This is a genomic window from Guyparkeria sp. WRN-7 (assembly GCF_001641825.1).
Lineage (GTDB): Bacteria > Pseudomonadota > Gammaproteobacteria > Halothiobacillales > Halothiobacillaceae > Guyparkeria.
On sequence record NZ_LRFH01000016.1, the window covers coordinates 236,467 to 248,728 of the forward strand.

Below are 12,262 nucleotides of genomic sequence, written 5' to 3' on the forward strand. Positions count from 1 at the left end.
GGTTGGTTTGAACGAGGCGGGTCGGTTGCGATCCCGCCGTGCCGCTCCTGAATTGCAGGGGCTGTGCCAACAATCGGAAATGGCGTCGTGGCGCCATTTGACGACTGGTCGATCTTTGGCCGCTCCGTGGTGGTGCGGCCATTGGCGGACAATGTCCGCCCGTGGCGGTCGGTGGGGCGGACAATGTCCGTTTCGACCCGGAGGAGAGGCGAGTCGTATTTACTAACCAGTTGATGGAGAAGGAAAACCTTGGGCTGGCAGGCTTCTTGATATGTCATCGGTCAGGCGGTGGCCGCGAGTGGCCGCTTCCGGCATCGACTCAAGCAAATCCGTGGAGGCATTCGCCATGATGACCAAGCAAGCACTGACCGACCTGATCCTGGAGAAGAAGGACTCACTGGGCCTGTCCTGGGCCGATATCGCGAGCGGGGTGGGGCTTTCGCCGACGTTCGTTACCTCGGCCTGCCTGGGCATGAACAGCCTCAAGCCCGAGTTTGCCGACAAGCTGGTATCCATTCTCGAGCTGCCGGCCGAGGCCAAGGCAGCGATCGAGGCCTGCCCGATGAAGACCTGGGAACAGACCGTGCCGACCGACCCGTTGATCTATCGCATCTACGAGGTCATGGGCGTGTACGGCCCGACCATCAAGGAACTCGTGCACGAGGAGTTCGGTGACGGCATCATGAGCGCGATCGACTTCACTCTGGGCGTTGACCGCGAGGCCAACCCGGCCGGTGACCGGGTGGTGATTACCATGAACGGCAAGTTCCTGCCCTACAAGTCGTGGTGATACCCGCGGTGGCCCGGCTCGGGCCGACAATAGAAAAAGCGCGCCCTCCTGGGCGCGCTTTTTTCATGCAAGGCGGGGTGGCCTCAGTTCGGGTGAAGCGTGATGACGAATGTGCCGCTCGGATCCTCGTCGCGCCGGCCGTCGAAGGTATTGCGCACCCGCCCCGAGAACCGGTCGCGCGGGGCCTGAACGATTGCCTGGTCGCCGGGAATCATATGGGCCTTTTTTAACGATTCCGGCGGTTCGGGGACGATGATCGCGACGTCACCGTCTTCGCTGTAGCCGACATAGCCATGCAGGTCGTGCCGGTCGTTGTTGACGAACAATTGGAAATCCTCGCTGTGGCCACCGCTCACGCGCTGGTCGAGGCTCATCTCGTCACCCAGGCCCTTGAGGAACTCGTCTGCCTCTTGCAGCAGTTCATCGCTGAAGCGCGACTTGTCGGTGATTCGGTCTGATGACATCGGTCGGTCCTCCTCCGCGATCATGCACCGACCGAGAGCTTAGCCCAGTCAGTCAGCCCGGGCCGCTGGTGCCTCCGACGAGCTCCTCAGTCGATGACGATTCGGGCATTCAGCGGTTGCACCGGCCGGTTGTTCTCCTGGCCGATCGCCGTCTCGAATGCCTGGATCTGGTCGGTAGAGAGAGTGGGGCGCTGCTGCATGACAGTCCAGCGCACGCCCTCGCTGCAGGGCGGCGTGGTCAGCGACCCGTTGTAGCGGTAGTGCTCGAGCTTGATCGGCAACAGCTCGGTCGCATCGATGGCGGTGTCGAGATCGGCCTCGTCCCCGGCCGAGGCGGGGAGGTTGGCCGCGATCGGGGCAAGCGCATCGCTGGCATTCCCCTGCTCGAACAGCACCGCGACCACCGCCAGATTGCCTTCGGCATTGGAATGGACGAAATGGACCTCGAGCGGGAAATGCTCACCGTCGACGGTGTGCTCGCTCGGCGCATGGAAATGGAACTGCTTGAGCTGATAGTCACGGCCGTCGATCGTCAGGGTGCTGCCCTCGTCGTAGTCGACCTGAACGGCATGACCGTTGTTGACCAGATGGCGACCACCGGCGCGGTAATCGAAGGTCGGGGCAGGCTGGTCCGCCGGTACGGGGGTTTGCAGGTCGATGGGCGACTGGTTCACCCCTTGGCCGCAGGTCTCGAACGACGCGTCCAGGGATGCCCATTTCGCCGGGCCGGTGTCGCCCCGGTAGCTCCAGTGCGGGGCGTCGGCCGCCATGGTCGGGTGGACAAAGCCGAAGGCGATGACCAGTACGGCGGTGGTTCGTGGAGCAATTCGCATCGGGATCTCCTTGTCGTGTCCGTGAGTGATGATCACCGCGCGGTACGACAAGATAGCAAGGCTAATAGTTCCGAGTGTGGGGCGGATCGGAACGCCGATGCTCCCCCGGTGCGTATGCATAGACAGCTAATGAAAAGGTCGCTACGCTTGTCCTCGCCTCGAAACCATAACAAGGAGCGTGACAATGCTGATGCTGGAGGTGAAGGACTTGGGATGGTGGTACTGGCTGGTGACGGCCGGACTGCTGACTTACGGCGTGCTGGTGGATCCGCTGGGGTTGTTGCTGGCGGTGGGTTTGACGGTGATCAACCTGCTTCACTTTGCTGTACGCGCCGATCACCTCACTGCGTTCCCGGTCCAGGTGCGCTTTTTCTATTTGCTGTTGCTTCTGATCGCGCTGCCAGAGCCGATGCAATGGCTTTTCTGGATCCCGATGATCGGCACCTGGGCCCAGGTGCTGGTGGGCTACTGCACCATGGCGCGACTGGTGTCGCTGTTGCCGTGGAACCGGCGTGAGCCCCTGACATGGCGACTGGTGTGGCGGCGATTCCTCTCGGCGCCGGTGCGGGGTAGCGTTGCCGATTGAGGCACGTCCACCGACACGGCAGACAAAAAAAACGGCGCGGGTGATTCCGCGCCGTTTGTCGTTTACAGGCCGCTTGCCGTCAGGCGGTGACCCAGTCGCCGTGCCCCCGACGGCGTTGTACCTCGCCGTCGTCGGCAATGCGCAATAGGGTCAGCCAGCGGTTGTCGATCAGATGCTGCAGCGTCTCGTTACCGGCGATGATCCGGTCGATCGCCTCCGCCGGTGCCTCGACGAAGGCCGACAGGCGAAGCGGTTCGTGGCGCCAGTCCTCGCCGTCGTGCAGTGATTGCATCGACAGGCCGACCCGCAGGTCGCCGCCGTTGCCCTCGAGCACGCCGACCAGGCCGCCGACGACGTTGTGCAGCACTTTGTTACCCGACCCCTGCCGCTCGTTGTCGACGGTCGAGCCGTAGTACTGCAGGTTGATCCAGCTGGCGACGACCAGCGGGGCGGTCAGGATTAGCTCGAGCACGCCGAAGCCGTCATCCTGGCGCCAGTCGTAGTCGTGCAGGAACGACCGGCCGGCCAGATCGAGACCGCGGCTGCGTTCGCGCGGGGCGGCGATGAAGGCGGCATTTCCGGCCAGCCCCCACTCCGGTCGCACCTCGGACCAGTCCCGGCCGCGGTGGGTTGCCACCTGGCGGGCGGCCTCGCGGTCGGAAGGATTCTCCCGCAGCGTGACCAGCCGCTCGAGCCGGGTGAGGTCGCCTGCCTGCACCAGGGCCTGGCGCAGCTCGTCGAGCCTGGTCTGGTCGACCGCCCGTTCGTCGAGATCGAGCAGGTCGACCTCGTCGGTCGTGGTGTCGTGCAATGCGGCCACGAAACGCGTATCCGCCGGGATCTCGAGGCCGCGCTCGGCCAGCCCCGGCCGGATTGCCGGGTCGTTGAGCAGGTCGGCGGCCACCCGGGCGCTCACTTCGCCGGTCTGTCCGGCGCAAGCACCGCAGTCGAGACCCGCGCGGTGCGGGTTGTTGGTCGTGGTGCTGCCGTGTCCGGCCAGGAGAACGATCGGGGCGATCTCCCCTGTCAGGCCCAGGCCACGCAGGATGCCCTCGGCCATGCCGACGCGTTCTTCGACCGCGGCCTCGGTGGCGAGCGCCGGATGGACGCGTGCCCGCTCCTCGTCCGTCAGGCCGGCCTGGTCCGGCGGCGGGGCCGGGGTGTGCCAGCCGAGCGTGTCGCCGATCAGCTTGGGCAGGTAGGTCAGGCCGGCGGACTCGACGAAGGTGAAGCAGGAGGCTGCCGAGAGCTTGAACTGCTTCCACGACAGGCCCGCGCCGATGCGCTTCTCGCGGCGGGTGGCGAGATCCTCGTCACCGTCGACGCGATCGGCGACCTCGACCCCCGGGTTCAGCAGTACCGGCGTGTGCGTGCGGCACTTGGATTCGCCCAATCGGCTGTAGGCCAGGGGCACGCCGAAGAAGCCAGCGAAACCGATGGTCTGCGCACCGGGGAAGCTCGTTTCCAGATGCCGGCGGAACACCTCGGAGCGTACGTCGATGCAGAAGGCCGCCTGAACCGGCGGACGACCGCTATGTGCCCGCGCGTCGCTCCCGGCACGGAAGTGCTGGATGACGGGGTCGCGGAAGGCGATCTCGGTGGCCGTGAGCATGACCTCGTCGATGACCGCCTCGTTTTCCGCGGTCGCGATCGCCTCGTGGTGCCGTTTGATCTCCCGTTGCCATTCGCGCCGGATCGCCGCGCTGTCCGTGGCCTTGAGTGCCAACGCCTCCCAGACCAGGCGCACGGCGAGCAGGTCGGTGAGATCGCTGCAGGTCCCGCCGTTCAGTTCCGCGCCCCACAGGCGATAACGGCAGTAGGCGGCCCAGCCGTTGATCGACTTGAGCGCGGCGAACAGGTAATCCGCATGCACCGACTCGGGCAACCGCAGGGTCTCGATCGCCCAGGCGATCGCCTCGATCGGGTCCGTGGGGACGTCGCGCAGATAGCGGCGGGCCTTGCCCAGGCCGGCGGCCTGGGCGCTGCGGTCGATCAGCGTGTACTCGCGCCAGGCGCGGAACAGGGAATCGCTCTCGTCCGGTGCGCTCCAGATGGCCTGGCCACGATCGAAGTGCGCGGCCAGGAAGTGGCTGATCTGGTCGACGACGAAGATCGAGATGGGTGCGGCGCCGGGGCGGTCGAGGGCCTCCACCAGCATGGGCACCGGCGTGCTCGCCGTTCGCGGCGACTCGAGTGCGTCGATGACCGTCTCGACGGCCACCGGGTGGCCCAGCTGCTCGACGGCACGCTCGATGTGCTCGCGCGTCAGGCGGCCGTCGCGCCAACGGGCCGCGTACCACTCGTGATCCATGGCGGTGCGCTCGCCGGCGATCGCCCCCAGATAGCCGCTGGCCTGGCTGAACGTCTGGTCGATCAGGCCGAGGTAGGGATTGACCGCGACGAACGAGTCCAGAGGCCAGAGCGGCGCGATCTTGCGACTGGCCGTTTCGGCAAGCCGGCGCACGTGCTCGAGATCGAGGTGCTCGTGCGTTTCGGCCGCCTGGACGTTGCTGTGCTGTGCTTGGGTTGCCTGAGTCATGGCAGGGTCCTCCCGGTCGTTACCGGCGAATCAGTATTGGGTAGTGGCGGCCGTCTGCGTACGGACGGCCTGGTGCCGCGAGCGGTGCTGACCGACCTTGTGCGGCCACAGGCGGTGCGCGGCGCGCTCGACCAGCAGGTCGACATACAGCCCGTTGTAGAGATGCACGAACAGTCCCTTGCGGCCCGATCCGTTGAAATGATCGCGGCCGGGGCCCTGCAGCCAGGCGAGGAACAGGAAGCTGATCGTGGTCAGCGCCAGCATCGCGCCGTATGCCGGAGTCAGGGTGTCCGGGATCGCGGCGACGGTCGGGCCGAACAGGCTGACGAACGCTTCGTGCAGGGCGAAGTAGATGGCCGCCATCAGCGCCGCGACTCCCGTGGCCCGGGCAATGCCCGCGCCGGACGGTGCGACGGTGATCGCCTTGAGCACCAGCTGAGCCACGGCCAGGGCGACGATCGCGACCAGGGCGCTTAGCGCCGGTTCGTGACTGACCTGCAAACCGAGGGCGGCGGCCAGTGCCGCGGTCAGTGCGAGGCTCGCGGCCACCGTCAGCGCCCAGGTGCCCATGCCGATGCGGCGTCGGGCGGCCGGCTTCGGCTGGCGCAGCTGGTCGGGGATGCTGCCGGCGGCGAGGAAGGCATGCGCCTTGTAAAGCGAGTGGCCCACCAGGTGCAGCAGCGCCAGGGCGAACAGGCCCAGCCCCAGTTCGAGCAGCATGAAACCGAGCTGGCCGGTGGTCGACCAGGCGAGCGAAGACTTCACCGCCGTCTGCGTGAGCATGACCAGCGAGGCGATCACCAGCGTCGCGAGCCCGACGATGGCCAGCAGGAACAGGGCGCTGCCCTGGGCGAGCAGAAACTCGCTGGTTCGCAGCACGATGATCGCGCCGCTGTAGACGATGCCGGCATGCATCAGGGCCGAAACCGGGGTCGGTGCCTCCATGACCTGCAACAGCCAGCCGTGGAACGGGAACTGAGCGCTCTTCAGGATCGCCGCAAGGACGATCAGGAAGGCGGCGGCATGCATGCCCAGCGGCATGCCGCCCTCGTGGCTGCCCGCCCAGCTCGCGATCGCGTCGAACTCGAGGCTGCCGACCTGGTGGCCGATCAGCAGCGTGGCGCCGACCAGGCAGGCATCCGCGCTTCGGCTGAACAGCGACTTCTTGTGGGTCGCCATCACCGCGCGGGGCCGGTCCGGGTAGAACAGCAGCAGCTTGTGCAGCGAGAAGCCGGTCAGGATGATCGCCAGCGTGAACAGGGCGAGGTTGGCCGAGGTGACGACCAGCATGAAGAAGCCGGCTGTCAGCGCGAGCAGGCGGAAGAAGCGTGCCTGCTGTGGATCACCATCGAGGTATCTCTCGCTGTAGCGGGCGATCAGGGTCACGACCAGGGCGACCAGCACGGCCAGCGCGAGCGTGAGCTGGTCGACCTGTACCGACAGGGCCAGCGCACCCATGTCGCCCGGCAGGGGCAGGGCGGCGACCGTCAGGCCTTCGCGGCTGCCGGCCAGATAGGCAACCACGGCGACCAGCGCCAGCGACAGCGCGGCGAGCGCCGCCCAGCGGACGCGTTGACGATAGCGGCGTGCGGCCGCGATGCCCGTTGAAGTCGCCGGGATCGCTGCGACGACCAGCAGCAACGGCATGGCCAGCAGCAGGAGGCCCGCGACAGGCCAGTTGGTGAGCATCTCCATGGTATCCCTCCGATTAAGGCTGGTAGAGCGGCACCGCGAGGGTGCGGTCAGCCGGTGACACGCACAGTAGTGACGCTGTTCGCCGATCACCAATACGGATTTCCTAGCTGTTGCATTGATTAATGTCTATGCATGGAGGGGTAGAGAGGTTTTGCGCCAATGAGAAGCGCCGGAATCGCGAGGGATTCGCCGGAAATCCGCATCAGAGTCGCGTTTGTTCCATTTATAGGCTCCAGGCGATGGCATCGACGGCAGCCTTCTATGGATTGACGGTAGTCAATGCGTTGCCTAGAAAACTTCAATGGAATGGATGCGTGTTGCCGCCGCGGCCAACGATCGTGAATACCTTCTACACGCGGCATTGATCGCCTTTCGACGGGCTGTTGCATAGAATTCGTTCTATGCAGAGCGCGAAAATCGGTTCGGAGAAGAATGATGAGTGACGAGTCACGGCAATCGGAGGCCCGCTATCTCCTGCGGCACGCGACGCTGCGGCAGATCGAGATTGTCGAGGCGGTCGCCCGGCTGGGGAGTTTCACGCGGGCAGCCGAGGAACTGTTTCTCACTCAGCCGACGGTTTCGGCCCAGGTGAAAAGCCTGTCGGAGACGGTCGGCATGCCGCTGTTCGAACAGGTCGGGCGCAAGATCTACCTCACCGACGCGGGAAATCTCGTGGCGCGAGGGTGTCGTGACGTGATCGACGCCCTGTCGAATCTGGAGATGTCGCTCAACGATCTGCGCGGTCTGAAAAAAGGCCGGTTGCGCCTGTCGGTGATCTCCACTGCCAAGTACTTTGCGCCGCTGGCGCTGGGCGATTTCGCCAAGCAGTTCCCGGATATCGAGATGGAGCTCAAGGTGTCCAACCGCGACACGCTCCTGCGCCGGATCGAGGAGAACCTGTCCGACCTCTACATCATCGGTCACGTCCCGGACAGCGGTCTGGACCTCGAGCTGATCCCGTTCGCGCCCAATCCGCTAGTGGTGATCGCCCACCGCGACCATCCGCTGGCCCGGGAGCGGAACATCTCCCTGGAGCGTATCGCCCAGGAGCCGTTCATCATGCGCGAGCCCGGCTCCGGTATCCGCCACAAGGTCGAAGAGCACTTCGCCCAGCACGGTCTGAGTCTCAAGCAGCGGCTGGTGCTGGAGGGCAACGAATCGATCAAGCACGCCGTGGTCGGCCAGCTCGGCATCTCGATCGTCTCCGAGCATGCCCTGAATCTGGAAAGCGAGGCCGGGCCGCTGGTGAAGCTCGACGTCGAGGGGTTCCCGCTGGAGCGCTACTGGAACATCGTCTATCCGCGCGGCAAGTCACTGTCGGTGATCGCGCGCGAGTTCCTCGCCTTTCTCAAGGCCCATGGTGGCGACTACCTCAAGATTGGCTGATCGAGGCCGAAAAAGGGCTGGGTGGTGCGCTTTCGGCCGCCATCGGGCCCTGCCGTCGTGGTAAAGTCTCGCCGGCCAAATGCACGCACCAGGATTTCGCCGCCGACGTGAAAGAAAGCTTCCGCACCACCCTGATCAAACGGATCTACCAGAATCCGGATTTTCCGGCGTTTGCGCGCACGGTGCAGGAAGCCTATCGGATCACGGATGACGAGCTGGCCTCGGCCAACGATCTCTCCGCGTTGATCCTGCGCGACCCGGCGCTCACCCACCGCATTCTCCGTCTCGCCAATGCGGCGAATTTCCGTCATCTCGGCGGCCAGATCAACACCGTCACCCGGGCGGTGACGGTCCTCGGTTTCGAGGAGGTGCGCCTGGCGGCACTGGCGTTGTCGCTGTTCGAGCAGATCGAGAGTCGCGAGCACAGTCGGGTGTTGCAGAGCCGCTTTCTGCAGGCGCTCTACCAGGCATTTCTTGCCCAGGACCTGGCCCGCGAGCTGGGCGGGTTGTCGGCCGAGGAGATGTTCCTCTGCGCTCTGTTCCAGGACTTCGGTGCGCTGCTTGTCTATCGCCACGCGCCGGAGCATATCGCCGAGATCGAGCGGGCCCGTCGCGAGGACGGGATGGACGAGGACACGGCGATCCAGAAGGTCGTGGGCGTGCTGCCGGCGGCACTCGCGCGCGACGTCTGCCGCCAGTGGGGCCTGCCCGAGTCGGCGCGGCGCTTCCTGACCACCGTGCGGGCCTCGGGAAAGATCACCCGGCTCACCCCGGAGGCGCGGGCCCTGCGCATGGCACAACTGGCGCGCGAGAGCGCCGAACTGGTTGCCCGCGGCGAATCGGCCGAGGCCATTCGCCGCGATACGGTCGATCTGGCACGGCGTTGCGAGGTCGACCGCGAGGTATACGAGCAGGCCAGCGCCAGCGCCCGGGGTCACATGCTCGGCTACGAGGAACTGTTGAGCAGTGCCGGCGAGCGACCCGCCTTTCTCCAGCGTCTCGAGGCCGACGAGGACAACCCGCTTCCGGCCGACATCCAGCCGCCGGATGACGAACCCGAGGCGCGCTCGGAGCTGTTGATCGAATGCATCGAGCGGACCACGCACGACCTGACCGATGATTACGCGCTTGCCGAGGTGTTCGGTCGGATGCTCAAGGCCATGCACGAGGGCCTCGAGCTGGATCTGGCCGTGTTGTTCATGCTCGATCGCAAGGCGTGGCAGCTCGCGCCGCGCATGGGTGCCGGCTCCCTGTTCGAGCGTCATCGGGGCGAAATGACGGTGTCCCTGTCCGGCAGCAACCGGCTGGTGCAGGTGTTCCAGTCGGGCGAGGATCGCAGCATCCCCCGGCCGAAGCAGATCGGCGACGACATTCTCGGCTGGCAGTTCCGCGGCCAGGCGGACGTCGCCATGGTCTATCCGCTGCAGGTCAATCGCGCCCCGTTCGGGGTGTTCTATCTCGAGGGACGTCGCGCCGCATTCAGCGAAGGCAACGTCAATAGCCTGCGCACCCTGCGCAACCAGGCCGCGCTGGCGATCAAGTCGCGTTCGCGACGCTAGGCGGTCGACCGGCGTCGGGACATCCGCGGATGTCGCCCCGGCTCGGGTTACCATTAGCGGCCAATCAACCAGGATCGTCGGATGAGCGAACTTCCCCCTTGCCCGCAGTGCGGCTCGACCTTCACCTACCACGACGGCACGCTGTACGTCTGCCCGGAATGCGGCCATGAGTGGTCCGGCGAGGCCGAGGTGCCCGCGGATGCCGGCGAGCCGACCGTGCGCGATGCCAACGGCAACCCGCTGGCCGACGGCGACAACGTGACCGTTATCAAGGACCTCAAGGTCAAGGGCACCTCCTCGGTGGTCAAGGTGGGCACCAAGGTGAAGAATATCCGCCTGGTCGAAGGGGATCACGACATCGACTGCAAGATCGACGGCATCGGGCCGATGAAGCTCAAGTCGGAGTTCGTCAAGAAGGCCTGAGCCGCCGTCCAGCCATCTCGTTGCCGCAGGGAGGGGACGATGACTCGACGCGAGACAATGCCGGTCCAGAAGATATCCGTGCAGGCGGTAATCACTGCCAGCGACCGGTTGGCCCGGTGCGTTCGCGAGAGCGGCTTCGAGCCCGACACGGTGATCGCCGTGGCCCGGGGCGGCTTCATGCCGGCGCGGTTCGTCTGCGACTTTCTCGGTATCTCGCGGTTGCTGAGCCTGAAGGTTCAGCACTACGGCGCCGGCGCACAGGCCCAGCGTCGTGCCGAGGTGACCGAGCCGCTGGGGAGCGACATCAGCGGCGCGCGGGTGCTGCTGGTCGACGACGTCAACGACAGCGGCGAGACGCTAGAAGCCGCGCGCCCCTATCTCGAGGGGCTCGACCCGGCTGCCGTGCGCATGGGCGTGCTGCACGAGAAGGCCAACACCCATTGCCGCGCCGATTTCGTCGCCGAGACGATCGACGAGTGGCGCTGGATTCTCTACCCCTGGGCCGTGGTCGAGGACGTCGGCGAGTTCCTGTGCCAGATGCAGCCACCCCCCACCACACGGCAAGAGGCGCTCAATCGCCTGGAAGCGCATCACGGCCTGCAGCTCGACGACGCGGAGCTCGACCGGGTGCTTTACTACCACGGCATTGACTTGGCTGCCGGCCGATACGGCTGATCAGCGGGGCCAGAGGTGCGGTTCACCCCAGTCCGACGATTACCCCCTGAGCGACCAGGGCCCCGGCGGACAGGGCAAGCCCCAGCCACGGAATCCAGCGCCGTATGTTTGGCACGTCTTCCGGCTGGCCGCGGCGCTTGAGGACGATCAGCGAGGCATTCACCGTGAGAAAAACGGCCAGCATGACGGCGCTGGTCAGGTTGGCGAGCGTCTTGAGCGGCAGGAACAGGGCGAGAAGCAGTACCGCGACGGTGACCACGAGCGTCGCGATTACCGGGGTGTGCGTGCGCGGATGGATTCTGCCGAGCACCGCCGGTGCGCCCCGTCGGTCGCGCCCCATGTCCATGATCAGTCGGGTGGCCATGATGATCTGGCCCAGCGCGCCGTTGACGATGATGAACAGGCTGACCAGGCCCAGCGGTTCGCCCGGGTGGCCGCGCGCCTCGACCACCGCGACCAGCGGTGCATGGGCGAGGGCAAGCTCGTCGGGGGCAAGGACGCTGGTGGCAGCCACCGCGACCAGGGCGTAGATCAGCAGCGAGATGATCACCGCAGCGACGATCGCCCGGGGCAGGTTGCGTTTGACGTCGCGGACTTCCTCGGCGAGGTTCGCCATGTCCTCGAAACCGATGAACGAGTAGAAAGCGAGAAACGCGCCCAGGAACAGACCGAGTAGCAGGCCGGCGCCGGGGTTGTTCGCCGCATCGCTCAGAGTGTCGGCAAGGACGAGCGGCGCATCGCCCATCGCCGGTGCCGCCACCCAGACCACATAGGCAAGACCGCCGATGCCCAGCAGGGTGGTCACCGCCATGAACCAGGCACTCTCTCGCATCCCCGCAATTGCCACGCCGCCCAGGGCGAGTGTCACCAGCGTGATTGTCAGTAGCGTGGGCAGCTCGACGAACAGTGAGGCGTAGCGTTCGAAGCCCGTGAGGATGGTGGCCGCCGATACCACGCCGGTCGCCACGAGGCCCCAGCCGATGGCGATGCACAGCCAGCGTCGGCCGAAGGCCTCGCGGGCGTAGTCGATCGGCCCGCCGGCATCCGGGATGCGGGCGGTCAGCTCACTGAATGACAGGGCGCTGAGCGAGGCAACCAGTGCCGCCACGACAAAGGCCAGCGGGGTGAGCAGACCGGCAGCCCCGGTGACTTCGCCAATCACGACGTAGATGCCCGCCCCGAGGATGGTGCCCAGTCCGTAGAGCGTCAGCAGGACCGGCCCCAACTCTCGCTGCAACACGGCCTGTCGCGGGGCCGGAAGGCCCTTCGTATCACTGTTGTCTTGTCGCTGGCGTGGCCGGCTCATGGGGTC

General features: G+C 66.0%; 11 protein-coding genes. 6 read left to right on the forward strand and 5 right to left on the reverse strand.

All coding sequences use genetic code 11. The annotated features are described in order from the left end of the window. Nucleotides 1-346 precede the first annotated feature (346 nt). A complete protein-coding gene (gene cynS, locus AWR35_RS09395; RefSeq protein WP_058575689.1) occupies nucleotides 347-790 on the forward strand; it encodes a cyanase in 444 nt (147 codons plus the stop codon). Between the two features lie 83 nt (nucleotides 791-873). On the opposite strand, the gene AWR35_RS09400 is transcribed toward cynS, so the two are convergent. Then, complete coding sequence (locus AWR35_RS09400) at nucleotides 874-1,254, reverse strand: hypothetical protein (RefSeq protein ID WP_058575690.1); 381 nt, start codon at nucleotides 1,252-1,254, stop codon at nucleotides 874-876. A gap of 86 nt (nucleotides 1,255-1,340) precedes the next feature. Next, on the reverse strand, nucleotides 1,341-2,087 hold the full coding sequence (locus AWR35_RS09405) for a carbonic anhydrase (protein ID WP_058575691.1): 747 nt from the start codon (nucleotides 2,085-2,087) through the stop codon (nucleotides 1,341-1,343). Nucleotides 2,088-2,271: 184 nt separating this feature from the next. Between AWR35_RS09405 and AWR35_RS09410 the strand changes: the two genes are divergently transcribed. Then, a complete protein-coding gene (locus tag AWR35_RS09410) occupies nucleotides 2,272-2,673 on the forward strand; it encodes a hypothetical protein (RefSeq protein WP_058575692.1) in 402 nt (133 codons plus the stop codon). Nucleotides 2,674-2,752: 79 nt separating this feature from the next. Here AWR35_RS09410 and AWR35_RS09415 read toward each other — a convergent pair whose 3' ends face one another. Both AWR35_RS09415 and AWR35_RS09420 read right to left on the reverse strand, forming a co-directional pair. Continuing rightward, nucleotides 2,753-5,212: a DUF2309 domain-containing protein gene (locus tag AWR35_RS09415; RefSeq protein ID WP_082664042.1), complete on the reverse strand. Its 2,460-nt coding sequence runs from the start codon at nucleotides 5,210-5,212 to the stop codon at nucleotides 2,753-2,755. A 30-nt stretch (nucleotides 5,213-5,242) separates the two neighbouring features. Further along, nucleotides 5,243-6,907 carry a proton-conducting transporter membrane subunit gene (locus tag AWR35_RS09420; protein WP_058575693.1) on the reverse strand — a complete coding sequence of 555 codons (1,665 nt, stop codon included), beginning with the start codon at nucleotides 6,905-6,907 and terminating at the stop codon, nucleotides 5,243-5,245. A gap of 435 nt (nucleotides 6,908-7,342) precedes the next feature. On the opposite strand from AWR35_RS09420, the gene AWR35_RS09425 reads away from it, so the two are divergent. From AWR35_RS09425 to AWR35_RS09440, 4 genes are all read left to right on the forward strand, one after another. After that, nucleotides 7,343-8,293, forward strand: coding sequence for a LysR family transcriptional regulator (locus tag AWR35_RS09425; protein WP_058575784.1), 951 nt, complete (start codon nucleotides 7,343-7,345; stop codon nucleotides 8,291-8,293). A gap of 107 nt (nucleotides 8,294-8,400) precedes the next feature. Next, nucleotides 8,401-9,852 carry an HDOD domain-containing protein gene (locus AWR35_RS09430; protein ID WP_058575694.1) on the forward strand — a complete coding sequence of 484 codons (1,452 nt, stop codon included), beginning with the start codon at nucleotides 8,401-8,403 and terminating at the stop codon, nucleotides 9,850-9,852. An 81-nt stretch (nucleotides 9,853-9,933) separates the two neighbouring features. Then, a complete protein-coding gene (locus AWR35_RS09435) occupies nucleotides 9,934-10,275 on the forward strand; it encodes a zinc ribbon domain-containing protein YjdM (RefSeq protein ID WP_058575695.1) in 342 nt (113 codons plus the stop codon). A gap of 57 nt (nucleotides 10,276-10,332) precedes the next feature. After that, the gene (locus AWR35_RS09440) at nucleotides 10,333-10,950 is read left to right on the forward strand and encodes a phosphoribosyltransferase (RefSeq protein ID WP_156413988.1); all 618 of its coding nucleotides are present in this window, start codon (nucleotides 10,333-10,335) and stop codon (nucleotides 10,948-10,950) included. A 22-nt stretch (nucleotides 10,951-10,972) separates the two neighbouring features. Here the strand turns inward: AWR35_RS09440 and AWR35_RS09445 are convergent, their stop codons facing one another. Further along, nucleotides 10,973-12,187, reverse strand: a complete 1,215-nt coding sequence (locus AWR35_RS09445) for an APC family permease (protein ID WP_197408188.1) — start codon at nucleotides 12,185-12,187, stop codon at nucleotides 10,973-10,975. Nucleotides 12,188-12,262: the final 75 nt, after the last annotated feature.